This is a genomic window from Bacteroides caecigallinarum, from assembly GCF_021530995.1.
GTDB lineage: Bacteria > Bacteroidota > Bacteroidia > Bacteroidales > Bacteroidaceae > Phocaeicola > Phocaeicola faecigallinarum.
This window is the reverse complement of record NZ_JADYTF010000056.1, coordinates 1-22,535: the sequence shown is the minus strand read 5'-3', so window position 1 is coordinate 22,535 and position 22,535 is coordinate 1. Positions and strand designations below refer to the sequence as shown.

Here is a 22,535-nt window from a genome sequence, read left to right as displayed (position 1 = left end):
TAATTGTCCTTGTCATAGTAATCAAGTTTTTAAGTATTACACAATCAGTTTATTATCTCGATGATAAATATATATAAAATTTACATTACTAACAAGAAATATGCGTTTTTTTATCAAGAAATCAACATTTAATTTATCTGTAAATGAAAAACACCTAGAAATACAAAGATTTGGATAAAATCATTCCATAAATCACTGCATAAAAATATGTAAGTAATAACACAAGTATTACTATATTTATACTTTGTACATCATATCCGCTTTCAGTATACTGCGTAGAAATAAAACGCTGTTTTAGTGACAGCTTCTTAAGTATAAACACATACAGGAAATAAACAACTGCGCCACATAAGATTCCGTCAATCAAACCAAAGAAGACATCACCGGGATAATGAACTCCCAAATATACGCGAGAATAAGTTGGTATAAAAGCCCAAATATACATCATAAACGTCATCCTACTGTTCTTCACCAATAGCGAAATAAAAGTGGCTACAGCAAACGTGTTGGCTGCATGACTTGAGATAAACCCATACATACCACCGGCGCGATAGTTGTTGACGACATCTACCATATACATAAATTCAGGGTCCTTGGTGGGCCTGAATCTCTCAAATAAAGGCTTACACAAACCGGAAGCTGTCTGATCTGCTAGAGTAATCACTATGGCAATAAGACATAGAATAGTAACGCTACGTCTTAAATTATTGTTCTTGAAAATGACATACAGCAATGCAATAGCTGCAGGTATCCAAGTTTTAGTCTTAGTAACTATATACATGAAACCATCCCAGAAAAGAGAATCACTGCCATTGAGTTTCAACAACAGTAATTTATCAATATCTATTAATTGCTGTATGTCCATACAAGAATATAATTGTTTGTTAAATAACCTCTATACTTTCTGTAGGAATCCATCCTCGAGTTCCATCCTCAAGACTGACTTCCTTCCAACCTTTCATTGAATTATCATTAATGTAAACCTTAGTACCTTCATGTAATACAAACAAGTCTGTACCACTATCATCTGGAGTACTTTTTACAGTAACAGAAGGCTGCATCACAATGGCAAAACTACGATTTACCAATTTATCTTTCTGTGAATCGGCAAACATATTAGCTACAATAGTCAAAAACAGAAAAACAACAGCCAGTGAAAAACCTGCCTTCTTAATGACTATCTTACTTCCAAAAATATATGCCGATACTCCCAAAAGGAACAAAATAAAACATGATACTGCAAATGTAGCCCATGCAGATTCACTCATCAATTCACGAATTGAATTTACCCATGTAGCAATAAATATTTCACTCTTAGGAGTAACTTTATCTATGGTTTTGCTTTTCGCCATGTCCAGATTATATCTTATATCATCGTCACCAGGCGAAAGAAGCAATGCACGTTCATAGTTCAGCACAGCTTTTGCTATATTTTTATCCTTATAATAACTGTTTCCCAGATTATAATATACATCAGCAGATTCCTGACCTGCAGCCAAAATGGCTTCATATTTCTCTATTGCCCCCTTAAAGTCATTTTCCTGATAAGCCTTGTCAGCTTCAGTTTTTAAAGAAGCATTGGCAGGCAACAGGATACATGCCAGAAGCATTACCAAAACATACATTCTATTCATTGTATATATCTCCTATATGTTTTAACGTTTAATACAGTTTTCCATCTTGCTTATCACATCTACCGATGCAGAATAAACCTTATCCATCGCCTCATTCTGATTTCCGGGAGCGTATCTAGCAAATTCACATTCAGAAAGTGCACTGATAAACTCTTTAATCAAATCCTCAGAAACACCATGACCGGACAACTCTGCTTCGATATTGTCTCTTGACAATTTAGATACCGGGATATTTAGTTTGTCACTAATGTATCCCCACAAAGCCTTAAGGACTTCATCATAAAACTCGTTGACCTTATTCTCAGAGAGTAGCTTGCCGGCAAGTTTCATACGTTTTGTAGCTACCTTATTTGCTTTTTTAGTCTTTACTTTTGCTACGTTCGCATTCTCAACCGCCTGCTTTCTATAAATCACAACAAATACTACAAACAAAAGGAAAGGAATGATATACCACAAATAGTAAGCAGTAGTACCAAAGAAATAATTGCCTTTCTGTCTGAGTGCTGTATCTCCTGTTTTAATAAACAAGATATCAGTGCCAAGAACTTTGACGTTTTCCTTATTAGTGAAATCTGCTATAACCTGCTGGCTGGAAGCACTTCCATCACCTTTGGCTACTTTCAGCTCGTATGCCTCAGTAGTAAGCGTCTTATATTTTTCCGATGCAATATCAAAATACTTAAACTCAATTGCAGGAATGGTGAAATTACCAGCATGGCGAGGAATAGCAAGATACTCAATAGTTTTTGTTCCGCTCAAGCCATTGGCTGTCAACTCATAATTATCTTCAATTTTAGGATCATAGATTTCAAAGTCATGAGGGAACTTAACTTCAGGAGCGCTAACAAGCTTCATATTACCAGTTCCACTGATAGTCAATTTAATAGTAACTGCCTCGTTAGCCTTAAGTTCTGTAGTACTTATATCCGATTTCAAAGAGAAAGTACCAACTCCTCCTGAGAATCCTTCCGGCTTAGACGGAAGCGGATCCACATTGATAACCAGCTTAGGAGCTACAATCTTCTTGTTAACCTCTACATAACCTCCTCCGTTAAAGAAAGCCTCAAACGGGTCGTCAGAAACGGCAACTCTCTGTGCTACAACTGCATCAAAAGTCACAGCAGGTATTTCCAATTTTCCAGACTTCTGTGGGAATAATACATACTGTCTGTAAACTACTGTGTTATAGTTTCTTCCCTTATAATGCTCTAATTTGAAAGTTTTCTGAGTAGGCAATTCTACCTCCTGAACATAGAAACCTTGCTGGTCTGGCATCTTTCCAAGCAACTGTCGTAAGTCAACTGTAGTATAAGCCTTGTATGTCACCAATATAGCTTCCTGCTCATGAACCTTAGTTTTGCTTGCCGTAGCCAATACAAACAAATCCTTGTCTGTAATTCTACCGCTTGATTTCTGGTTTCTGGAAGATATTCCACTATTTCCCTGACTTTGATTAGAATTAGCATCTTCCTTATCTTTTGGAAGGACCTTTATAGTAAGTGGATTTGAAAAAATCTTTTTACCATCCACCTCAATGCTTGCGGCCGGAATATTAAACGTACCCTCCGATACAGCCATCAAAATATAAGTATAAGTGATGGAACGGCTGGAAGACACCTTACCATTGATAATCTGTGTACTACTCTGCTGTGAACGGCTTGGCCCCATAAGCACATCAAAGCCCTTAGCCTGAGGAGCAAGAAAATCCTTAACATCCTGAGAGTTCACGGTGTATGTAAGTCTGAACTGATCACCGTTAACCACCACGTCAGGTGCAGCTGCCCTCAATGTCACCTCATCCTCAGCGAACATTTTCAACGATACGGTAATCATCAATATCAAGAAAATATATTTTCTCATCATTATATAATTTATTGTTTCAACTAATTAAACACATCAAGTCAAAAAAGGAACATAGTTTACCAGTCTTTTTCAAGCTTCTTTCCGCTCACTTGCATCTGCTTCTTCACTTTGTCCTGCACATCCTTTTCATCCTGCATTGCAGCCCTCAACAATTGTTCAGCATTTTCTTTTGACATTTCATCCTTATTCTGTTGCTGTTGTTGTTGGTTCTGGTTTTGTTGTTGCTGTTGCTGATCCTGCTGGTCTTTGTTCTGTTCTTTCTCGTCTTGCTTCTGATCCTGCTTCTGTTCTTTCTGCTGATCCTGATTTTGCTGCTGTTGCTGCTGGTCTTTCAGCTGTTTCTGAGCAAGAACAAGATTATAACGAGTCTCATCATCCTTCGGATTATTTCGCAAAGATTCCTTGTAGGCTTCTATACACTGTGGAAGTTGTTTCGACGATTGCAATATCACTCCCATATTATGATATATATGTGCCAACTTGGACTTATCTTTCTCCAGACGTGATGCAGCCTCAAACTGCTCCATAGCCTCCTTCGCCTTTTGTTGCATAAGAAGCGAGTTTCCAAGATTGAACATGGCATCAGCAGATTTCGGATTAATCTCCAAAGCCTTTCTATAATCGACCTCCGCCTTCACAAAAAGGCTGTCGTTATAAAGTTTATTTCCGCTTCTGAGATAGTCTCTCTCCGTTTTTTGCGCATACGACACTGCAGAAGTAAAGAGCAATATTCCGAATAAATATAATTTACTACACCACATAAATCAATCCTGTTTGAAAAGTTTCACATTCTTAAATAAAGGATTCTTCCTGTTGAGCAACATAACATCCACAGCCAGCAAAATCAAAGCCAGCCATGCAAGAACATCAAATTGCTCATCAAACTCTGTATACACCTGAGTCTCTACATCAGCCTTTGCCAGTTTGTTTATCTCCGCATTAAGAGCACGTTCTGCATTGTTGGTATTATCAACTCTGACATACATTCCTTTACCAGCCTTTGCTATCTCCTGACACATCTGTTCATTGAGCTTTGTCACAACCACATTACCATCCTTGTCGCGACGGAAATCGTTTGTTCCCTCAACCGGAATAGGCGAACCGTCAGGCGAACCCACTCCAAGAACAAATACCCTCACTCCTTTTTCAGCAGCCTGTTGTGCTGCTTCTACGGCTCCCCCCTCATGGTTCTCACCATCAGTAATAAGGACTATGGCACGTCCTACTCCCTCATTTGGAGTAAAACTCTTCATCGCCAAATCTATAGCTCCACGAATATCCGTACCCTGTGTAGTTATAAGTGAAGGCGAAATAGTTTCAAGAAACATTTTGGCAGATATATAGTCGCTTGTAATAGGGAGTTGGGTAAAAGCCTCCCCTGCAAAAACTATCATAGCAACCTTATCATTATTGAAAGTCTCCACAAGCCTTGAAACCAGTTTCTTTGATTTTTCAAGACGGCTCGGCGTGACATCTTGCGCAAGCATTGAGTTTGAAATATCAAGTGCTACCACAGTTTCAACTCCCTGACGTTTCACCGTTTCCATCTTAGAGCCAAACTGAGGGCGTGCCAACATGAAAATCACCATAACCAATGCTATAGTAACCAGCCAGAATTTCACGTCCGGTCTGTATTTTGAAACATTAGGCATAAGATGTGCCATCAGTTCCGGGTCTCCATATTGGCGCAATTTTTTCCTTCTCCTGTAATTGGTATATACATAGAATACCACCAACAAAGGAATAATCAATAACAAATATAAATATATCGGTTCTCCAAATCTAAACATGGCAAATCACTTTTTAAGGTATTTTCTTCAAAACCGTGTTACGTAAAATCAATTCAAGCAGGATACACAGGAAAGCAACAAGAGCAAAAATCTCATATTCTTCTTCCCTCTTGCTGAATTCCTTTACATTCAGTTTTGTTTTCTCCAACTTGTCTATTTCCTCATACACCTCTTTCAGCTTGGAATTGCTTGTTGCACGGAAATAATTACCATTAGTCTCGGCAGCTATCTGTGTCAGAGTCTGTTCGTCTATCTCAACAGGTGTCTGTATATACTGAACACCGGCGTATGTCTGCATAGGATAAGGAGCGGTACCGTTAGTTCCCACACCGATAGTATATACTCTTATACCGAACTGTTTTGCTATCTCAGCCGCTGTAAGAGGCGAAAGTTCACCACGATTGTTCACACCATCAGTAAGCAGAATGACAACCTTTGATTTAGCCTTACTGTCCTTCAGCCTTGTTACGGCATTGGCCAGTCCCATACCGATAGCAGTTCCGTCCTCTATCATTCCACGGTATATCATTTCGCAACTAACACTGTGAAACAAGTTAAGCAATACACCATGATCCACTGTTAGAGGGCATTGCGTAAATGCCTCACCTGCAAAAATAGTCAGACCGATATTATCATTAGGACGTCCGTTTATAAACTCAGCAGCCACCTGTTTCGCAGCCTCCAGACGGTTCGGTTTCAAATCCTCTGCCAGCATACTTGTAGAAATATCCACAGCCAACATAATGTCAATACCTTCAATCTCTGTATTCTGCCAGTTGTCAGTAGTCTGAGGTCTTGCCAGAACAAGAACAATCATCACGAAAGTACATAAACGAAGTAAAAACGGAGCATGAATAAGATAAACTTTCCAGCTTTTACGCACATTCATGTACATTCGCGTAGTTGATACCTGCAGAGTGGCTTCTGTTCGTTTCCTGCGCATAATATACCATACAATATACGGTATCAGCAGAATCAATAAAAACAGATATTCAATATTAGCAAAAATCATAACTTCATTCATTTAAACATTAAAAGAAGAGATCAATAATGCATCTAACTGCAATATACAGACATACGGCTGCACCAACACCCGTAGCTCCAATACTGCACATCAATGCAATTCGTCCTTGTTTTGAACGTTTTTCCTCCACCTTTATCTCTGTAGGTTCCTTCTTCGCATTGACGTCCTCCTCCTGTTTTGTTTCATTGATAAACTCCACAGCATTCACCAGATTCATGTCATTTTCATTCATCATAGGTGCATGTTTCGCAAACTTCACCAAATCGGCTGTTTCAAAAAGATATTTCAAATCCTTCAGCGAGTCCTTGTCTTTTACCTGAAGCAGATGTTCTATAATCTCGGACGATGTCATTTCCATAGCATTGAAGCCGAATCTTTCCATAATATATGTACGGATAACATCTGTCAACTCGGTATAATACAACTTAGGATCTTCCCTCTGTACATTCTTGTTGGCTTTTATTTCCTCAATATGCTTCATCGCTTCCTGATGTGGCGGCAATTTAGGTTCAATCTTTATAATCCTGATAATAGGCTTGTTGTTCTTCAATCTTACTACCAGGAAAACACATGCAGCTCCGAAAAGCAACATAAGAATTATAGAATAAACCATGCCGTCTATATCCTGCCATTCTATAGGCACTTCCACTACAGTCTTAGGTCCGAAGAACTGGTCAGGATGCAGAGTGTCAACAGGAATTGAATATACCTTCAGTGCCAATGATTCCGAACGGTACTTCTCATCATCCACCATAACCTCAAGTGGAGGAAGGTAGTACAGAGCCGAATCAAACGAAGTAATTGTATATTCCTGACTTATTACCCATCTCTTGTCATCATTAAGTTTCTGAGTATCAGGCTTTGCTATATCCAACACTTCAACACCTCTCACCAATGTATCTCTAATAACAGGCAGTTGCAACTTTCTGTCAGCATCCATACTCACTTCTAGATGCACCTTTGTCTGTTCTCCTACGAGCAATTGCAAAGAGTCGATGCTTGCCCTTACTGTAACCTGCTGCGCCTTGACCTGCGGAGATACCAGCGACATAGAGGCTAAGCATAAAGCCCCAAGCATCAACCTTCCGTATTTAAATAAAATATTCTTCATCTGACCACTAGTTTCTTTTAGCAAACAAATTAAGCAAAGCTCTTACATAGTCCTGGTCTGTACGTACCGAAACAGAATCCACATTACACAAGTTGAATGTGTTGTTCAACTTTTTCTGCTGTTCCATCCACCATTCATGATGAGCTTTTCTCAACGATTTTGACGAAGTATCAATCCACTCTTCATGACCTGTTTCCGCATCACGCACCAACATCAGTCCCACATCGGGCAATTCTTCCATTCGGCGGTCATAAACCTGCACGGCTACCACATCATGTTTTCTGTTTGCCACTGTCAATGCATTTTTGAAATCCTTATCATCAATAAAGTCGCTCAACATAAATGCGGTACAACGCTTCTTCAATACATTCGTTAGATACTCAATTGCGCATTGCAAATCAGTACGCGAACTCTCCGGTTCAAAATCCAGCAATTCGCGTATAATATATAGAATATGTTTGCGTCCCTTTTTAGGAGGGATGAATTTCTCTATTCTGTCAGAGAAAAATATTACCCCGATCTTATCGTTGTTCTGTATAGCGGAGAAAGCTATAGTAGCAGCTATCTCCGTCACCATATCCTTTTTCATCTGCTTCGATGTACCGAAGTCAAGACTGTTAGATACATCCACAAGCAGCATCACTGTCAGTTCGCGTTCCTCCTCGAATACCTTTACGAATGGCTTGTCAAAGCGTGCCGTAACGTTCCAGTCTATATCGCGCACATCATCCCCGTACTGATACTCTCTCACTTCTGAGAAAGCCATACCCCTACCCTTAAAGGCAGAATGATACTGTCCAGCAAAAATATTGCTTGACAGGCCACGGGTCTTGATTTCTATCTGTCGTACACGCTTTAATAATTCAGTAGTTTCCATTCTTCAAAAAGGTTTCTGATTAAGGCACTTCAACTTTGTTAAGTATCTTGCTTACTATTTCATCCGAAGTAACGTTTGTAGCTTCAGCCTCGTAAGTAAGACCGATACGATGGCGCAATACATCGTGAGCCACAGCACGGACATCTTCAGGAATTACATACCCTCTACGTTTGATAAACGCATAGCTGCGTGCGGCAAGAGCCAGATTGATAGAAGCACGAGGCGAACCACCGAATCCGATAAGACTCTTAAGCTCCTTCAAGTCATATTTCTCAGGGTAACGTGTAGCAAATACTATATCAGCTATATACTGTTCAATCTTTTCATCCAGATAAACCTGTCTTACCACTTTTCGTGCTTCAATAATATCTTCAGCTTTCAATATAGGCTTGATAACCACCTTCTCGCCCGAGATATTCTGACGGATAATTTTCTTTTCTTCTTCAAGCTTCGGATAATCAATAATAACCTTCAGCATGAAACGGTCCACCTGAGCTTCAGGCAACGGATATGTACCTTCCTGTTCAATAGGGTTCTGTGTCGCCATAACAAGGAAAGGTTCAGGAAGACGGAATGTTTCCTTACTCAATGTCACCTGACGTTCCTGCATCGCTTCCAGCAAAGCACTCTGCACTTTTGCCGGAGCACGGTTAATTTCATCGGCCAATACAAAGTTTGCAAAGATAGGACCTTTCTTCGCGATAAACTGTTCGTCCTTCTGGCTATAGATCATTGTACCGATAACGTCGGCAGGCAACAAGTCCGGAGTAAACTGAACACGACTGTATTTTGAATCTATAAGCGATGCCATGGTCTTAATAGCCAATGTTTTTGCCAGACCCGGCACACCTTCCAACAAGATATGTCCGTCTGACAACAAACCGATCAGCAATGATTCAACCAAATGTTTTTGTCCCACGATAACCTGATCCATACCCGTCATCAGGTTTGTCACGAACGCGCTCTGGCGTTCAATCAATTCGTTCAATGCACGAATATCAATAGCTTCAGCCATAATTTCTTGTTTATTTTATTAATTTCATTCTCTATATTTTATCCACCAATTAAGGTCAATCCTTATTTAGTGCACCCAAAATTACGTTTTTAAGTTAACAGACACAACTAATATTTATTAAAAAATCATACCAGTGCATCTATTTAAGTCTTTTTTATCTTATTCTGCCGAATTTAAAAACAAATCGAACATTTTAAACAAAAAAACAGCATCACGAAGGACATTAATCCATCAGATGCTGTCTCTATATAACATTTTACTCTACAGGAGTAAGTACAGGTATACGTAATACTGTTCCTATCGGAACATTATTAGGATCCTGTATAATATCTTTATTATGCATAACAATATAAGGCCACAACTTTCTGTTCTTGTAATAACTGTAAGCCACTTTCGACAGAGTACTGCCTTTGGATATTGTATATTCCTCTATTGTTCCACTTATCTTGTATGCCACTTCATCGCTCAAGTATTTTATCTCATTCTTGTTTTCAGTAGTAACCTTTATAATGGAATCTATAGTTTTTCTGGTCACTGAAGCCGTGTCAGGTTCCTCTTCGTTTATCACGGAAGACGAATCATTTTCTATTGTATCAGTAATGCCAACAACCGGCTCTATTTCTGTTACATTATTTTCAGTTTCCACAACTTTTGCAGATCTCACCTTATGCGATAAGACTCCCCACATAATTCCGCATCCTATCACAATACCGACAAAAAGTATCGCAGCCAGCAAATACCAATGCATACTTCCTTTTCTCCGATATGATTCCCCATTACTTTGCGAAACCTCCACCACATCTGGTTTCTCAGCAGTATTATTTTCAACAATGTCACCGGAAGATTTCACTTCACACTGTTCTTCAGCTACAAGCTCATCATGGGTTTCTGAATTGCCTGCAACTGTAACTACTTCATCCGCAGCCGAAACACATTCTTCCTCCACGACATCATCAAAACGCACATCATCCCTCAATTCCACAGATTCAAAATGTGAGAACGGTTTATTCACAGCATCTCTTACGGAAGCCTCAGGAACAAACACTATTCTTCCTTCATTCAAGTCTGTATCAATAAGCTTAAAAGTTCCAAAACCTTTAACTCTTACATATTTATCCTTCCTTAGCCCCTCCTCAATCAACGTCAAAAAGCTACAGACAAACGCTTGCGCATCTGCCTGTTCTATATGCTGCCTTGTTGCCAGCCTGGAAACAAGTTCTTCTATTATCAGTTTATCATCCATTATTCACTTTTTATCACCGACAACACCAACTTTCTCCTTAAGTGACACCGACGGTCTGAATCCTACAACAAGCTTTGGTGGAAACAATGTACGTTTTCCCGTTGAAGGATTAACTACTACCCTTTCAAGCTTTTTTCTAACCTCGAAAGTACCCAAGCCATGCAAGGACACACTTTTTCCATCCTGCAATCCTCCGATAATCATCTCAGTCAAACAGGAAACCATACGTGCAGTTTCCTTTCCGTCACATTTGGTTTTCTCCGACAATAAACTCAGGAACTCTTCACCATTCATTCTGCAATCCTCCCATAAAGGTCGAAATCATCAGCATCCTCTATTGTTACATTATAGAAGTTGCCTTCTTTCAATTTTCTTCCATCATACTTTATAAGTACTTCAGGATCCACCTCAGGAGAATCAAACTCTGTACGTCCGATATAATAGTCGCCTTCTTTTCTGTCTATAATAAGTTTCAGAGTTTGTCCTATTTTCTTATGACTCAGTTCGGCAGAAATCTCCTGCTGCAAAGCCATAAGTTCGTCCAGCCTTTTCTGCTTGACTTCTTCAGGCACATCGTCCTCATAATTTTCTGCAGAATAAGTTCCTTCCTCCTCCGAATAGGCAAAAGCCCCCATACGGTCAAACTTGGCAATTCTGACAAATTCCTTCAATTGTTCGAAGTCTTCTTCTGTCTCACCCGGATATCCCACCATCAAAGTAGTACGCAGATGCACACCCGGAACCTCATTGCGGAATTCCTCAATCAGCTTGTAAGTCTCCTCCTTTGTGACATGTCGTCTCATTCTTGTCAACATATTATCACTTATATGTTGAAGAGCAATATCCATATACTTACATACATTATCATTTTCCCTCATCACTCTGAAAAGCTCCCTTGGGAATTTAGCCGGATAAGCATAATGCAGACGAATCCATTCCACACCAGGGATCTTCGCCATAGCATCAATCAGCTCAGGCAACATCTGTTTCTTATATAGATCCACACCATAGTATGTAAGTTCCTGAGCTATAACCTGAAACTCCTTTACACCTTCAGACACCAGCAGTCTCACCTCATCCAGAATTTCTTCCATAGGTCTTGACACATGACGTCCTGTAATGATAGGAATAGCACAGTATGAACACTTTCTGTCACACCCCTCCGAAATTTTCAGATATGCATAGTGTTTAGGAGTAGTAAGATGTCTTTCTATCGCATATTCCGAATGATATACCTTTCCCAGGTCATTAAGAAGTTCATTCCAGTTGAATTTACCATAAAACTTGTCAACCTGCGGAATTTCAACTTTCAGTTCATTAAGATAACGTTCGGACAGACAACCCATCACATAAAGTTTCTTCAGTTTTCCTTCCTCCTTAGCCTGACAGAATTCCAGGATCATATTGATGGACTCCTCTTTTGCATCACCAATAAATCCACAAGTATTTATCACTGCAATCTCTCCCTGCGGTTTTTCAGTATCATGCGTCACCTTGTACCCATTAGCCTCAAGCTGTCTCATCAGTTTTTCAGAATCCACCAGATTCTTAGAGCAGCCAAGAGTTATAATATCTATTGTATTTTTCTTCATTTATTTTCCTTCAGTACCAAACAACGAATCAACAAACTCACGACGGCGGAACACCTGAAGATCCTCCATACCTTCACCCAATCCAATATATTTCACAGGAATCTTGAACTGGTCAGAAATACCTATCACCACACCACCTTTGGCTGTACCGTCCAACTTGGTGATAGCCATAGCATTAACTTCAGTTGCAAGAGTGAACTGTTTCGCCTGTTCGAAAGCATTCTGTCCGGTAGAACCATCAAGCACCAGCAACACTTCATGCGGAGCATCAGGCACAACTTTCTTCATCACATTCTTAATTTTGGTCAGCTCGTTCATCAGTCCAACCTTATTGTGCAGACGTCCTGCAGTATCTATAATCACCACATCAGCATTGTTTGCCACAGCCGAGCTCAACGTATCAAAAGCCACCGATGCAGGGTCAGCTCCCATCTTCTGTTTTATTACCGGCACTCCTACTCTTTCACCCCATATATCGAGCTGTTCCACGGCAGCCGCACGGAACGTATCCGCCGCACCAAGATATACCGAATTTCCAGCTTTCTTAAACTGATATGCCAGTTTTCCTATCGTCGTAGTTTTTCCTACACCGTTCACTCCTACTACCATTATCACGTACGGTTTCTTATCCGCAGGCAAAGTAAAGTCCTCGGTATCAACAGTATTATTCTCGGTAAGCAAAGCCGCAATTTCTTCTCTAAGGATATTATTCAGTTCCTGAGTGTTTACATACTTATCTCTTGCCACTCTTGCTTCGATACGCTTGATAATATTAAGCGTAGTCTCCACACCTACATCCGAAGTCACCAACACTTCTTCAAGGTTGTCCAACACTTCATCGTCTACCTTTGATTTTCCGGCAACAGCCCTTGCTATTTTTCCGAAAACACTTTCTTTAGTTTTAGACAAACCCTTGTCCAGAGTTTCCTTCTTTTCTTTAGAGAAAAAGCTAAAAATTCCCATACTTGTATATTTATCTATTTATGACACAAAGATATAACTAATTTCTTAGATATAAAAAAAGTTCCCGCCGTTTATTATTGGCGGGAACTTTCAAAATATCATTTAATAGCCGTTAGGCTTAAATTATTTCTTAAAGAAGTCCTGAACTTTTTCGTTTGGAACCATCTGTTCGTCAAAGATGTAAGCACCAGTCTTAGGTGACTTAACCATTTTGATAACCTTAGTATAAGAACGTCCTTCTTTACCTGTCTGAAGGGTTGCGACTGTTTTCTTTGCCATGGTTTACTCTTATTATTTAATTTCTTTATGTACTGTTACTCTCTTCAAAATTGGGTTATATTTCTTCAACTCCAATCTTTCAGTTGTATTCTTTCTATTCTTAGTAGTGATATAGCGAGAAGTTCCCGGCAAACCACTTTCCTTCATTTCTGTGCACTCAAGGATTACCTGTACTCTGTTACCTTTAGCTTTCTTAGCCATAGTCTTTCTCTCCTTTTAATTAACCAATAATTTTGATACTCTTCCAATCACAGTAACCGTTAGCTACAGCTTCGTTCAATGCAGCATCCAGTCCCTTCTTGTTAATAACTCTCAAGCCGTTAGCGCAGATATTCAGGCTAATCCAGCAATCTTGTTCTACATAGTAGAATTTCTTTGTAAACAAGTTCACATCAAATGTTCTTTTAGTTCTTCTCTTTGAGTGTGAAACGTTGTTGCCAATCATGGCTTTCTTTCCGGTAATTTGACAAATTTTTGACATTTCTATCTAGTTTTTATAGTTTCAATTCGTTCATTCTTTAAAACGGAGTGCAAAGTAAGCGTTTTTATTCCAAACATGCAAACTTTTGAGCGACATTTTCTATTTTTCTTCGTTATTTTCTTGATTTTGACACAATTCGCGCAATAAATACAGTGCTTTTATGCTTGCATTATGTACATTTTGCTCTCTTCCGTTGTCCTCACAGATTTTTTCCGTAACCACCTTATCTTTGTTGCCGGCAGCAATCCATACCGTACCTATCGGCTTCTCCGGAGTTCCACCTGTAGGTCCTGCAATACCCGATGTAGCAATTGCAAAATCAGCATTAAATGCTTTCAAGGCTCCCTTCACCATTTCCACAACAGTTTCTTCACTAACCGCACCGCATGTTTCCAATGTTTCTGCGCTCACCCCCAATAAATTCTGTTTTGCTTCATTAGAATAAGCCACAATTCCACCTTTATAAAATTTCGAGCTTCCCGGAATAGAAGTTATATTGGCAGCAACATTGCCAGCCGTACAACTTTCCGCAGTTGCAAGCGAAAATTCCTCTCTCCAGAAAATTTCGCTTATATCTTTACTTAACATTTTTCCCTCTACTGACATAATCTCTTTATATTTTATATTGTTATATTTATTTTATTGTCACTCTTGAATAAGCAGGCTTATCTATAGAACAGAAATCCTTATCCAGGAATTTATAGTATCCTGTAATTGCAATCATGGCTGCATTATCCGTAGTATATCCGAATTTCGGTATATAAATGTTCCATCCATATTTTGCGGCATGTTCACGGAAAGCATTTCTCAGTCCGTTATTTGCCGACACTCCACCTGCCACAGCCACCTCGTTTATACCGGTATCCTTCACAGCCTTACGAAGCTTATCCATAAGAATATCTACGATAGTTTTTTCCAGCGAAGCAGCCAGATCCTCTTTATGATGTTCTATAAAGTCAGGATCATCCTTCAACCATTCCCTAAGAGAATAAAGGAAAGAAGTCTTCAGTCCGCTGAAACTATAGTCATATCCCGGGATATGAGGTTTGCTGAATGTATAAGCCGAAGCATTACCCTGTCTTGCCAGTCTGTCAATTATCGGACCTCCCGGATAGCCAAGTCCCATAACCTTAGAACACTTGTCGATAGCCTCTCCTGCAGCATCATCAATAGTCTGACCGAGCACCTCCATATCATTGTAGGCATTCACACGGATTATCTGCGAATTACCGCCTGAAACAAGCAGACACAAGAAAGGATACTTAGGCTGATTATTATCCTCGCCTGACTCCTTGATAAAATGTGCGAGCACATGTCCCTGCAAATGGTTGACCTCCACCATCGGAATGTCAAGCGATCTGGCAAGACCTTTAGCGAAAGACACCCCAACAAGCAGCGAACCCATAAGACCCGGTCCGCGCGTGAAAGCCACCGCACTCAGTTCTTCTTTTTGTACTCCTGCCCTTTTCAAAGCCTCATGCACTACAGGCACAATGTTCTGCTGATGAGCTCTCGAAGCCAGCTCAGGAACCACACCACCGTAAGCCTCATGTACAGCCTGGCTGGCAATCACACTCGACAGCAACACACCGTCACGTATCACAGCTGCCGAAGTATCATCACACGACGACTCTATACCTAATATAACGACATTATCCATTATAATCTATAATATTAAAGTTTGAAATCAATAAGTAAGTATCTCCAGTCCGTTTTCTGTCATCAGGAAAGTATGTTCCCACTGTGCAGACGGAAGTTCATCCTCTGTCACCACAGTCCAGTCATCCTCCTCATCAACAAAAACCTTATATGTACCCATATTAATCATAGGCTCTATTGTAAATACCATTCCCGGCACCAGCAACATACCTGTGCCCTTTCTTCCGAAGTGCTCCACATCAGGTTCTTCATGGAACTCAAGTCCCACTCCATGACCGCACAGGTCTCTCACCACAGAAAAACCGTTCTTCTTGGCATGTTTCTCAATAGCATTACCTATATCACCCACAAATCCGAAAGGAGTAGCCGCCTGCATACCTATTTCAAGACATTCCTTAGCCACTCTCACCAGCTTTTCTTTTTCAGGAGATGTCTTTCCAATTATGAACATACGCGAAGCGTCAGAATAATACCCGTCAAGGATAGTAGAAACATCTACATTTATTATGTCACCTTCCTCAAGAATCTCATCTTCCGACGGTATACCGTGACACACCACCTCATTAATGGAAGTACAAACACTTTTCGGAAATCCTTCGTAATTCAAAGGAGCTGGAATCGCCCCATGCGAAACAGTAAAATCATACACCATCTTGTCAATTTCAGCAGTACTCATACCAGCCTTAATTTCGCTTGCCACCAAGTCAAGAACCGCAGTGTTAATAAGTCCGCTTCGGCGTATACCCTCAATCTGTTCAGGAGTTTTAATCAATTTTCTTGAAGGAACCAGATGTCCTTTATTCTGAAAATAAAGAACTTTCTTGTCCAGTTCAGTCAGTTCAGTGCCTTTAGGCACTCTCCAATTTATTTTGTTCCTTATCATAAAAATCAATATTGAAAATGCATTGCAAAGTTAGTAAAAATCAACTTAGACAGGAAACCATTATGTAATAGTTTTCTTCCTCTCTATTAAAAAATGCTAAAAACTCGATTGATAAAGCAACAAAAGAAGAGGAAACCTTTTTATTCTGATACAATAAGTCTATATTTGTAATCAAAGGTTATAACCTTATTCTAATAACAATTTAAAACATAACAAAATGGACAAGTATCAAATCGGCAGAAATGCCGGAATTGTCTGGAACAAACTGAAAGACAATGCACATTGGGATTACAAACAGCTGAAAGCGGCAACAGGTTTAACAGACAGAGATTTAAATGCTGCTATAGGCTGGCTGGCCAGAGAAGACAAGATTGATTTTGACATCAGCGATCAGCACGACACACTATTTCTGAACGTTAATGTTTACATTGGATGATATACAGTCAATAGTTTAATTCCACGCCCCGTACAAAACGCGAAGTTTCGTACGGGGCTTTTTATTTAATGTCAAAATTTGTACCTTTGCAACAAAATCAGAACAAACATCAAATAACATTTTATGAAATACAAAATCATCGTTTTAGACCTTGACGGTACACTCACCAACACAAAAAAAGAAATAACCCCTCACACACTTGAAGTATTGCTTCGCGCCCAGGAAAAAGGAATCAAGATAGTACTTGCTTCCGGACGCCCCACCTACGGTATAGTTCCTCTGGCAGAAAAACTTCAACTGTCAAAATACGAAGGTTATATACTGGCATACAACGGCGGCGAAATAATCGACTGGAAAACCGGAGAGCTCATGTACAAGAACCTTCTCGACCACGACGTACTTCCATATCTTTACCAGTGCGCCAAAGACAATAATTTCGCAATCGTGACATATGATGGCGAGTACGTCCTCACCGAATATCCTGACGATGAATACGTCCTTAAGGAAGCTATCCTCAATGTAATGAAGATAAAGAAGGTTGACAACTTCCTCGAAGCCGTAAAACACCCGATAGCAAAATGCCTTATCGTAGGTGAGCCTACCCGCCTTGCCGAACTTGAAAAAGAGATGTACGAACACCTGAAAGACCGTATGGGCGTGTTCCGTTCAGAACCATACTTCCTCGAGCTCGTTCCTAAAGGCATTGACAAAGCGCAGTCACTTGCCGTACTTTTAAAAGAACTTGGCATGACCAAAGACGAAATGATAGCCATCGGCGACGGTTTCAATGACCTATCGATGATTAAATTTGCCGGAATGGGAGTAGCCATGGGCAATGCACAGCAGATAGTAAAAGACAATGCCGATTTCATCACACTGACCAATGAAGAAGACGGTGCAGCATATGCCATTGAAAAGTTTATGAGTGAAGAGTAATATTCATAACCATATTATAAGACACGAGCCGGTAATTCGTAAAGACGAATTCCGGCTCGTGTCTTATATCATAAATATATTTGTTTTAATCTACAATAGAATATCCTGCTTCCTGCAAAGCACTTCTTATAAGCGAAATATGCTCTGCGTTACGTGTCTCCATCACAAGGCGCAGGTAACACGCAGTGACATTGCTAGTATTGTTGTTTCTTTCATGAAGCACAGAAATAATGTTTCCTCCGAGGTTTGCAATAATTTCTGCCACCCCCTTCAGTTCGCCCGGTTTATCGTGCAAGTCAAGTGTCACAGTATAAGTACGTCCCGACATATCCAACCCCCTGTTGATTACACGGCTTAGGATAGTCACATCGATATTTCCTCCCGACACCACACAGATAGTTTTCTTTCCTGCCACAGGCACCTTATTAAACATTGCAGCCGCAACAGCTACAGCCCCCGCCCCTTCAGCAATAAGCTTCTGCTGCTCCATCAGTGCAAGGATAGCTGCACAAATCTCATCCTCAGTCACAGTCACAATTCCATCAAGATACTTGCTGCAAATCTCGAAAGTATGCTCTCCCGGTTCCTTCACAGCTATACCATCAGCCACAGTCGAAACAGAAGGCAGACACTCACGATGCGCTTTCTCTATAGATCGTAGCATACTTGCCGCCCCCTGAGCCTGAACACCATAAACCTTTACGTCCGGCTTCAACGATTTCAATGCATACGCCACACCCGAAATAAGGCCGCCACCTCCAATAGGAACAATTACAACCTCTACGTCAGGCAACTGGTTCAGCAATTCCAGGCCGATAGTACCCTGCCCTGCTATCACACACCCATCATCAAACGGATGGATAAACGTATATCCCTTTTCATCCTTCAGTTCAAGAGCCTTCTGATACGCGTCGTCATACACTCCAGGCACAAGACAAACTTTAGCTCCATATCTTTTCGTGGCCTCTACTTTCGATATCGGAGCTCCTGCCGGCAAACAAATCAGCGAGTCAATTCCATTCTTGGTAGCTCCAAGAGCAACACCCTGTGCATGATTTCCTGCCGAACACGCTATCACCCCTCTCTTCTTCTCCTCTTCAGTAAGACAAGCTATCTTGTAACACGCGCCTCTCAATTTGAAAGAACCTGTATATTGCAAATTCTCCGGTTTAAGATATATCTTACTTTCCTGATTAATCTGAGGCGCATATATAAGATCTGTCCTCCTTATAATATCTTTCAGGGCATACGATGCCCTGTAAATACTGTCCAATGTTATCATAACAACAAAATTCCTGAATCTTCTATCCTTATTATTATATCTTACCTATCACTTTATCATTCCAAGTGCAAAATTACTTCTTTTTATCATACTATTGTAATGACTTGAATTTTTTTCAGACATTCCAAGCAATAAACAGGCCGGTTATTCAGACATTCCGAATAACCGGCTCTACTATTTCAAGAAACGTAATATACGCAGACGCCTATCAGAAAAAGACAGAAACAAGTATCATACCCGTAGCAATGGCTACTCCCGTAGCGACCAATCCCGGCATCATGAACGAATGGTTCAAGACGTACTTTCCGATGCCTGTTGTACCGGTACGGTCAAAGTTGATGGCAGCTACCACAGTCGGATAATTCGGTATAAAGAAATATCCGTTTACAGCAGGAAACAGCGCAATAAGAAGATACGGCGAGATACCTAATGCCAGCCCCAAAGGAACTATGGCACGCACAGTAGCCGCCTGACTGTAAAGGAGAATAGACATTACAAACAAAGCCAAACCAAACAACCACGGCATACTCTGCACAATGCTTTCAATAGACCCTGTAAGCTGCTCTATATTACCTTTTATGAAAGTATCACCCATCCAAGCAATACCGAATATAGCAATCACGGCCTGCATACCGGCAGGAAACACACTGCCATTTACAGCCTTGATACCATCAATGCGCAGAATGAGCAAAATAAGCGCAGCAGCACTCAGCATCAGTATTTCGATTATAGAAGGCATATCCATTGCCACAGCCTTACCTTCCACCATGAACGTAGGACGCATCTCGCTGATAGAACCGAAAAGCACAATCAGGAAAGTAGCCAACAAGAATATGATAACAGACCATTTAGCCTTGGTCACGTTAGCCACATCGGCTGTCTTAACACTCTCATTGCTGATAAGACCGTCTTTCACCCTACGCTGATATTCAGGATCATCAAGCAGTTCCTTACCCACTTTCATTGAGCAGAAAGCCCCTACCAACACACCAACAAGAGTAGCCGGAACCGTAATGATCAGAATATCAAAAAGAGTCACACCTGGTAAAAGTCCCAACAAGGCCACGGTAGCCGCCGAAATAGGACTGGCAGTAATGGCTTGCTGTGAAGCGATGACAGCTATGCCCAAAGGACGTTCAGGACGAATCTTTGTCTCACGCGCCACTTCGGCTATCACAGGAAGAACTGAATAAGCCACATGCCCTGTTCCCGCAATAAATGTAAAGAGGTAAGTCACAATCGGACTCAGGATGGTTACATGCGAAGGATTCTTGCGCAGGACCTTTTCTGCCAACTTCACCATATAGTCCAATCCACCGGCAGCCTGCATACACGAAGCCGCCGAAATGACCGCCACAATCATCAGCATTACGTCAATTGGAGGAGCCGTAGGCTGAAGACCAAATACAAATATCAGAAACGCCAGACCTACACCTCCCATCACTCCCAGGCCGATACCTCCCAACCTGGCTCCTATGATTATTGCAATCAAAACAATCAATAACTGTAATAACATATCAGCTCATTTAATCAAGTTTAGTAAGTGATAAATAGTTAACAAAGTATTTTAACCATCGATTATAGCAGTGTCAAAAATAGACAAAGTATTCCGTTTTTGCAATATAATTGATACAACTATATTGAAAAATAATTTTTTCCTCATCGCATAGGGGTTTTTCCCTAAGTCTGCGTTATACCGGTGAAAGGAACAAAGAAATGAAGATAAATTAAATACTAACTTAACTAAACTATTTGAATTATGAAACTGAAATTTTTAGCATTGTCTTTATTAATGGTAGCAGGCGTAAACATGGTTAACGCACAGAACACAACAAATGATTACGTATCCGAAGACAGAAAACATGACATCCGCCTGTCAGTAAGCGACGGACTCACACAAGGAACATCAAACATCCTGGGAATGAGTATCGCTGATGCGATATTAGGAACAAAACGTTCTGACAGCAGACAAGCCTCACTTACGGATTCGGCTACCGTTACAGCATCAACCGCTTCAGATTGGGTGCCGACCTCGGATTCGGAATGACAAGCAGCAAACTTGCACTGGCAGGTGAAAAGTCGCCATCATTAAAAGAAAAAGACTTGCGCTTCCTGATTCTTCCTACTGCAGAGTTTGTCTATTTCAAGCGCAGACTCGTTGAACTCTACGGTTCGGCTGCTGCAGGTGTGAACATGTCAAGACACACAGAGACAGCCCTTGCCAAGGGAGCTACAGCAGGCAAATCAAGCTTCAGCACCGAATTTGCATATCAGGTAAACCCTATCGCGCTTAGAGTGGGCAACAACCGTGTAGGCGGTTTCGTTGAAGCAGGTCTCGGAACTAAAGGATTCGTAACAGCAGGTGTAAGCTTCAAGTTCTAAACATACCACTTGCCCTTTAATCATAAAGGGTTAGTTTTTTCATACATTCTCTACTTAAAGATGAGCCGGTTGTTCGGATTTTCCGAATGACCGGCTTTGCTATTTATTTAAACAATATTTAAATACTATTTAAACGGTGTTTAAACGGTATTGTTTCAGCTATAAAGAATATATGTTTCACTCCATCCCTTTTCATTGCAATAGCCCAGTCGGGCGCATAATCACCTATAGGAGTAGGAATTAGAACATTTTTCATAAAAGCCCGTGCGGAGTTCATCACAACTTCGTTCCAAGTCCGTAGCATTTGTATCTTTTACCACCACTTCAAACAGCGTCAATTTGTCAATATTAAATACAGCAGGCTGAGAAGCATTTTCTGCCAGATACTCCTGTACACGGCTAACACCACTATTAAACATATTGACATATTTCATAATCATCATAGCCTCAGCTATGATAGGATTACGATAAGCATTCACATTCAGGAAATTCTCAGGTCGTGCTTCGCCATACAGTCCTCCTGCATTCTATGTGACATGAACCTACAACATCGTTGCAATCTGTTTTTCCAATGCCGCCTTGATAAATGCGTTTATTGACATCCTGGCCTGTTTTGTTAAAATAGCAATCCTGCTGTGAGTCTCAGGTGATATACGGACATTTAGCGAACCGGAATAGCTTTTGTGAGACTCAATACCTTCTTCAATACAATATGCTAGATAATCATCAACTGCTTCATGGAAAGCCTCTGTCAGTTCCTTAACGCTCTCTCCCTCAAAATTTACCAGCCCGTTGATTCCTTCTATCTTCCCGAAAAAAACATTGTCCTTCTCACTGAAAGAAACCGAACCTATGTATCCTTTATATGTCAGCGTATTCATAATGTAACCTCCATTTTTTTATTTTAAAAAACCTGCTTCTTTTAATTCATCCAAAACTTGCCTCATGGCATATCTTTGGTTCATCCGACATTTCGCGTGATAGTTTATTAAAGAAGAAAACCGCTGCACAAATTGTATATTTGAATAAGCACAAGCAAACGTACAATTATGAACAGCAGTTTTCTATATCATGCGTGGGGTCTA

At 40.5% G+C, this 22,535-nt stretch carries 28 protein-coding genes; 4 read left to right on the top strand and 24 right to left on the bottom strand.

Annotated elements, in window-relative coordinates:
• Positions 1 to 154: 154 nt before the first annotated feature.
• The 19 genes from I6E24_RS08995 to map all read right to left on the bottom strand — a co-directional run bounded on the left by I6E24_RS08995 (position 155) and on the right by map (position 16,414).
• Positions 155 to 865: a phosphatase PAP2 family protein gene (locus I6E24_RS08995; protein WP_235328042.1), complete on the bottom strand. Its 711-nt coding sequence runs from the start codon at positions 863 to 865 to the stop codon at positions 155 to 157.
• 19 nt (positions 866 to 884) lie between these two features.
• Positions 885 to 1,634 (bottom strand): tetratricopeptide repeat protein, encoded by a 750-nt coding sequence (locus tag I6E24_RS08990; RefSeq protein WP_235328040.1) that lies wholly within the window; start codon positions 1,632 to 1,634, stop codon positions 885 to 887.
• 21 nt (positions 1,635 to 1,655) lie between these two features.
• The gene (locus I6E24_RS08985; RefSeq protein ID WP_235328038.1) at positions 1,656 to 3,494 is read right to left on the bottom strand and encodes a BatD family protein; all 1,839 of its coding nucleotides are present in this window, start codon (positions 3,492 to 3,494) and stop codon (positions 1,656 to 1,658) included.
• 59 nt (positions 3,495 to 3,553) lie between these two features.
• On the bottom strand, positions 3,554 to 4,258 hold the full coding sequence (locus I6E24_RS08980) for a tetratricopeptide repeat protein (protein ID WP_235328036.1): 705 nt from the start codon (positions 4,256 to 4,258) through the stop codon (positions 3,554 to 3,556).
• Between the two features lie 3 nt (positions 4,259 to 4,261).
• Positions 4,262 to 5,287 (bottom strand): VWA domain-containing protein, encoded by a 1,026-nt coding sequence (locus I6E24_RS08975; protein ID WP_235328034.1) that lies wholly within the window; start codon positions 5,285 to 5,287, stop codon positions 4,262 to 4,264.
• Between the two features lie 13 nt (positions 5,288 to 5,300).
• Positions 5,301 to 6,299 (bottom strand): vWA domain-containing protein, encoded by a 999-nt coding sequence (locus I6E24_RS08970; RefSeq protein ID WP_235328032.1) that lies wholly within the window; start codon positions 6,297 to 6,299, stop codon positions 5,301 to 5,303.
• 19 nt (positions 6,300 to 6,318) lie between these two features.
• Positions 6,319 to 7,389 carry a BatD family protein gene (locus I6E24_RS08965; RefSeq protein ID WP_235328044.1) on the bottom strand — a complete coding sequence of 357 codons (1,071 nt, stop codon included), beginning with the start codon at positions 7,387 to 7,389 and terminating at the stop codon, positions 6,319 to 6,321.
• 40 nt (positions 7,390 to 7,429) lie between these two features.
• Entirely contained in the window at positions 7,430 to 8,299 is an 870-nt protein-coding gene (locus I6E24_RS08960) for a DUF58 domain-containing protein (protein WP_235328030.1), read from the bottom strand.
• 19 nt (positions 8,300 to 8,318) lie between these two features.
• Positions 8,319 to 9,314 carry an AAA family ATPase gene (locus tag I6E24_RS08955; RefSeq protein WP_235328028.1) on the bottom strand — a complete coding sequence of 332 codons (996 nt, stop codon included), beginning with the start codon at positions 9,312 to 9,314 and terminating at the stop codon, positions 8,319 to 8,321.
• A 256-nt stretch (positions 9,315 to 9,570) separates the two neighbouring features.
• Positions 9,571 to 10,557, bottom strand: a complete 987-nt coding sequence (locus I6E24_RS08950) for an HU family DNA-binding protein (protein ID WP_235328026.1) — start codon at positions 10,555 to 10,557, stop codon at positions 9,571 to 9,573.
• Between the two features lie 3 nt (positions 10,558 to 10,560).
• Positions 10,561 to 10,851, bottom strand: a complete 291-nt coding sequence (locus I6E24_RS08945; protein WP_235328023.1) for an HU family DNA-binding protein — start codon at positions 10,849 to 10,851, stop codon at positions 10,561 to 10,563.
• On the bottom strand, positions 10,848 to 12,149 hold the full coding sequence (rimO, locus tag I6E24_RS08940) for a 30S ribosomal protein S12 methylthiotransferase RimO (RefSeq protein WP_235328021.1): 1,302 nt from the start codon (positions 12,147 to 12,149) through the stop codon (positions 10,848 to 10,850). The genes I6E24_RS08945 and rimO overlap by 4 nt, the downstream gene beginning before the upstream one ends.
• Positions 12,150 to 13,112, bottom strand: coding sequence for a signal recognition particle-docking protein FtsY (gene ftsY / locus I6E24_RS08935; RefSeq protein ID WP_235328019.1), 963 nt, complete (start codon positions 13,110 to 13,112; stop codon positions 12,150 to 12,152).
• Between the two features lie 123 nt (positions 13,113 to 13,235).
• Entirely contained in the window at positions 13,236 to 13,391 is a 156-nt protein-coding gene (locus I6E24_RS08930; RefSeq protein ID WP_005841293.1) for a DUF4295 domain-containing protein, read from the bottom strand.
• Between the two features lie 12 nt (positions 13,392 to 13,403).
• On the bottom strand, positions 13,404 to 13,592 hold the full coding sequence (gene rpmG / locus I6E24_RS08925) for a 50S ribosomal protein L33 (RefSeq protein WP_154042552.1): 189 nt from the start codon (positions 13,590 to 13,592) through the stop codon (positions 13,404 to 13,406).
• Between the two features lie 19 nt (positions 13,593 to 13,611).
• Positions 13,612 to 13,872 (bottom strand): 50S ribosomal protein L28, encoded by a 261-nt coding sequence (gene rpmB / locus I6E24_RS08920; RefSeq protein WP_154042551.1) that lies wholly within the window; start codon positions 13,870 to 13,872, stop codon positions 13,612 to 13,614.
• A gap of 99 nt (positions 13,873 to 13,971) precedes the next feature.
• Complete coding sequence (locus tag I6E24_RS08915; protein ID WP_235328017.1) at positions 13,972 to 14,478, bottom strand: CinA family protein; 507 nt, start codon at positions 14,476 to 14,478, stop codon at positions 13,972 to 13,974.
• A gap of 28 nt (positions 14,479 to 14,506) precedes the next feature.
• Entirely contained in the window at positions 14,507 to 15,532 is a 1,026-nt protein-coding gene (gene tsaD, locus I6E24_RS08910) for a tRNA (adenosine(37)-N6)-threonylcarbamoyltransferase complex transferase subunit TsaD (protein ID WP_235328015.1), read from the bottom strand.
• 27 nt (positions 15,533 to 15,559) lie between these two features.
• On the bottom strand, positions 15,560 to 16,414 hold the full coding sequence (gene map, locus I6E24_RS08905; protein WP_235328013.1) for a type I methionyl aminopeptidase: 855 nt from the start codon (positions 16,412 to 16,414) through the stop codon (positions 15,560 to 15,562).
• A gap of 217 nt (positions 16,415 to 16,631) precedes the next feature.
• Between map and I6E24_RS08900 the strand changes: the two genes are divergently transcribed.
• Both I6E24_RS08900 and I6E24_RS08895 read left to right on the top strand, forming a co-directional pair.
• Positions 16,632 to 16,850, top strand: coding sequence for a winged helix-turn-helix domain-containing protein (locus I6E24_RS08900; RefSeq protein ID WP_235328012.1), 219 nt, complete (start codon positions 16,632 to 16,634; stop codon positions 16,848 to 16,850).
• Positions 16,851 to 16,973: 123 nt separating this feature from the next.
• Positions 16,974 to 17,786 (top strand): Cof-type HAD-IIB family hydrolase, encoded by an 813-nt coding sequence (locus I6E24_RS08895; protein WP_235328010.1) that lies wholly within the window; start codon positions 16,974 to 16,976, stop codon positions 17,784 to 17,786.
• 85 nt (positions 17,787 to 17,871) lie between these two features.
• Here the strand turns inward: I6E24_RS08895 and ilvA are convergent, their stop codons facing one another.
• Together ilvA and I6E24_RS08885 are read right to left on the bottom strand one after the other, a co-directional pair.
• On the bottom strand, positions 17,872 to 19,068 hold the full coding sequence (gene ilvA / locus I6E24_RS08890; RefSeq protein WP_235328008.1) for a threonine ammonia-lyase: 1,197 nt from the start codon (positions 19,066 to 19,068) through the stop codon (positions 17,872 to 17,874).
• Between the two features lie 208 nt (positions 19,069 to 19,276).
• A complete protein-coding gene (locus I6E24_RS08885; RefSeq protein ID WP_204507926.1) occupies positions 19,277 to 20,584 on the bottom strand; it encodes an anaerobic C4-dicarboxylate transporter family protein in 1,308 nt (435 codons plus the stop codon).
• A 243-nt stretch (positions 20,585 to 20,827) separates the two neighbouring features.
• Here I6E24_RS08885 and I6E24_RS08880 point away from each other — a divergent pair, with 243 nt between their 5' ends.
• Together I6E24_RS08880 and I6E24_RS08875 are read left to right on the top strand one after the other, a co-directional pair.
• Positions 20,828 to 21,115 (top strand): hypothetical protein, encoded by a 288-nt coding sequence (locus I6E24_RS08880; RefSeq protein WP_235328006.1) that lies wholly within the window; start codon positions 20,828 to 20,830, stop codon positions 21,113 to 21,115.
• Complete coding sequence (locus I6E24_RS08875; RefSeq protein WP_235328004.1) at positions 21,112 to 21,450, top strand: hypothetical protein; 339 nt, start codon at positions 21,112 to 21,114, stop codon at positions 21,448 to 21,450. The genes I6E24_RS08880 and I6E24_RS08875 overlap by 4 nt, the downstream gene beginning before the upstream one ends.
• 118 nt (positions 21,451 to 21,568) lie before the next feature.
• On the opposite strand, the gene I6E24_RS17490 is transcribed toward I6E24_RS08875, so the two are convergent.
• From I6E24_RS17490 to I6E24_RS08865, 3 genes are read right to left on the bottom strand one after another with little or no spacing between them, the layout of a single operon-like run.
• On the bottom strand, positions 21,569 to 21,706 hold the full coding sequence (locus I6E24_RS17490) for a restriction endonuclease (protein ID WP_367184370.1): 138 nt from the start codon (positions 21,704 to 21,706) through the stop codon (positions 21,569 to 21,571).
• Positions 21,672 to 21,965, bottom strand: coding sequence for a hypothetical protein (locus I6E24_RS08870; RefSeq protein WP_262911920.1), 294 nt, complete (start codon positions 21,963 to 21,965; stop codon positions 21,672 to 21,674). Before I6E24_RS08870 ends, I6E24_RS17490 begins: the two co-directional genes overlap by 35 nt.
• A 27-nt stretch (positions 21,966 to 21,992) precedes the next feature.
• Positions 21,993 to 22,331, bottom strand: coding sequence for a type II toxin-antitoxin system HicB family antitoxin (locus I6E24_RS08865; RefSeq protein WP_235328000.1), 339 nt, complete (start codon positions 22,329 to 22,331; stop codon positions 21,993 to 21,995).
• Between the last annotated feature and the right edge of the window lie 204 nt (positions 22,332 to 22,535).

Coding starts and splice junctions, on each gene's coding strand:
- I6E24_RS08995 (WP_235328042.1), bottom strand. CDS start 865: ATGGACATACAGCAATTAATAGATATTGATAAATTACTGTTGTTGAAA.
- I6E24_RS08990 (WP_235328040.1), bottom strand. CDS start 1,634: ATGAATAGAATGTATGTTTTGGTAATGCTTCTGGCATGTATCCTGTTG.
- I6E24_RS08985 (WP_235328038.1), bottom strand. CDS start 3,494: ATGAGAAAATATATTTTCTTGATATTGATGATTACCGTATCGTTGAAA.
- I6E24_RS08980 (WP_235328036.1), bottom strand. CDS start 4,258: ATGTGGTGTAGTAAATTATATTTATTCGGAATATTGCTCTTTACTTCT.
- I6E24_RS08975 (WP_235328034.1), bottom strand. CDS start 5,287: ATGTTTAGATTTGGAGAACCGATATATTTATATTTGTTATTGATTATT.
- I6E24_RS08970 (WP_235328032.1), bottom strand. CDS start 6,299: ATGATTTTTGCTAATATTGAATATCTGTTTTTATTGATTCTGCTGATA.
- I6E24_RS08965 (WP_235328044.1), bottom strand. CDS start 7,389: ATGCTTGGGGCTTTATGCTTAGCCTCTATGTCGCTGGTATCTCCGCAG.
- I6E24_RS08960 (WP_235328030.1), bottom strand. CDS start 8,299: ATGGAAACTACTGAATTATTAAAGCGTGTACGACAGATAGAAATCAAG.
- I6E24_RS08955 (WP_235328028.1), bottom strand. CDS start 9,314: ATGGCTGAAGCTATTGATATTCGTGCATTGAACGAATTGATTGAACGC.
- I6E24_RS08950 (WP_235328026.1), bottom strand. CDS start 10,557: ATGGATGATAAACTGATAATAGAAGAACTTGTTTCCAGGCTGGCAACA.
- I6E24_RS08945 (WP_235328023.1), bottom strand. CDS start 10,851: ATGAATGGTGAAGAGTTCCTGAGTTTATTGTCGGAGAAAACCAAATGT.
- rimO (WP_235328021.1), bottom strand. CDS start 12,149: ATGAAGAAAAATACAATAGATATTATAACTCTTGGCTGCTCTAAGAAT.
- ftsY (WP_235328019.1), bottom strand. CDS start 13,112: ATGGGAATTTTTAGCTTTTTCTCTAAAGAAAAGAAGGAAACTCTGGAC.
- I6E24_RS08930 (WP_005841293.1), bottom strand. CDS start 13,391: ATGGCAAAGAAAACAGTCGCAACCCTTCAGACAGGTAAAGAAGGACGT.
- rpmG (WP_154042552.1), bottom strand. CDS start 13,592: ATGGCTAAGAAAGCTAAAGGTAACAGAGTACAGGTAATCCTTGAGTGC.
- rpmB (WP_154042551.1), bottom strand. CDS start 13,872: ATGTCAAAAATTTGTCAAATTACCGGAAAGAAAGCCATGATTGGCAAC.
- I6E24_RS08915 (WP_235328017.1), bottom strand. CDS start 14,478: ATGTCAGTAGAGGGAAAAATGTTAAGTAAAGATATAAGCGAAATTTTC.
- tsaD (WP_235328015.1), bottom strand. CDS start 15,532: ATGGATAATGTCGTTATATTAGGTATAGAGTCGTCGTGTGATGATACT.
- map (WP_235328013.1), bottom strand. CDS start 16,414: ATGATAAGGAACAAAATAAATTGGAGAGTGCCTAAAGGCACTGAACTG.
- I6E24_RS08900 (WP_235328012.1), top strand. CDS start 16,632: ATGGACAAGTATCAAATCGGCAGAAATGCCGGAATTGTCTGGAACAAA.
- I6E24_RS08895 (WP_235328010.1), top strand. CDS start 16,974: ATGAAATACAAAATCATCGTTTTAGACCTTGACGGTACACTCACCAAC.
- ilvA (WP_235328008.1), bottom strand. CDS start 19,068: ATGATAACATTGGACAGTATTTACAGGGCATCGTATGCCCTGAAAGAT.
- I6E24_RS08885 (WP_204507926.1), bottom strand. CDS start 20,584: ATGTTATTACAGTTATTGATTGTTTTGATTGCAATAATCATAGGAGCC.
- I6E24_RS08880 (WP_235328006.1), top strand. CDS start 20,828: ATGAAACTGAAATTTTTAGCATTGTCTTTATTAATGGTAGCAGGCGTA.
- I6E24_RS08875 (WP_235328004.1), top strand. CDS start 21,112: ATGACAAGCAGCAAACTTGCACTGGCAGGTGAAAAGTCGCCATCATTA.
- I6E24_RS17490 (WP_367184370.1), bottom strand. CDS start 21,706: ATGAAAAATGTTCTAATTCCTACTCCTATAGGTGATTATGCGCCCGAC.
- I6E24_RS08865 (WP_235328000.1), bottom strand. CDS start 22,331: ATGAATACGCTGACATATAAAGGATACATAGGTTCGGTTTCTTTCAGT.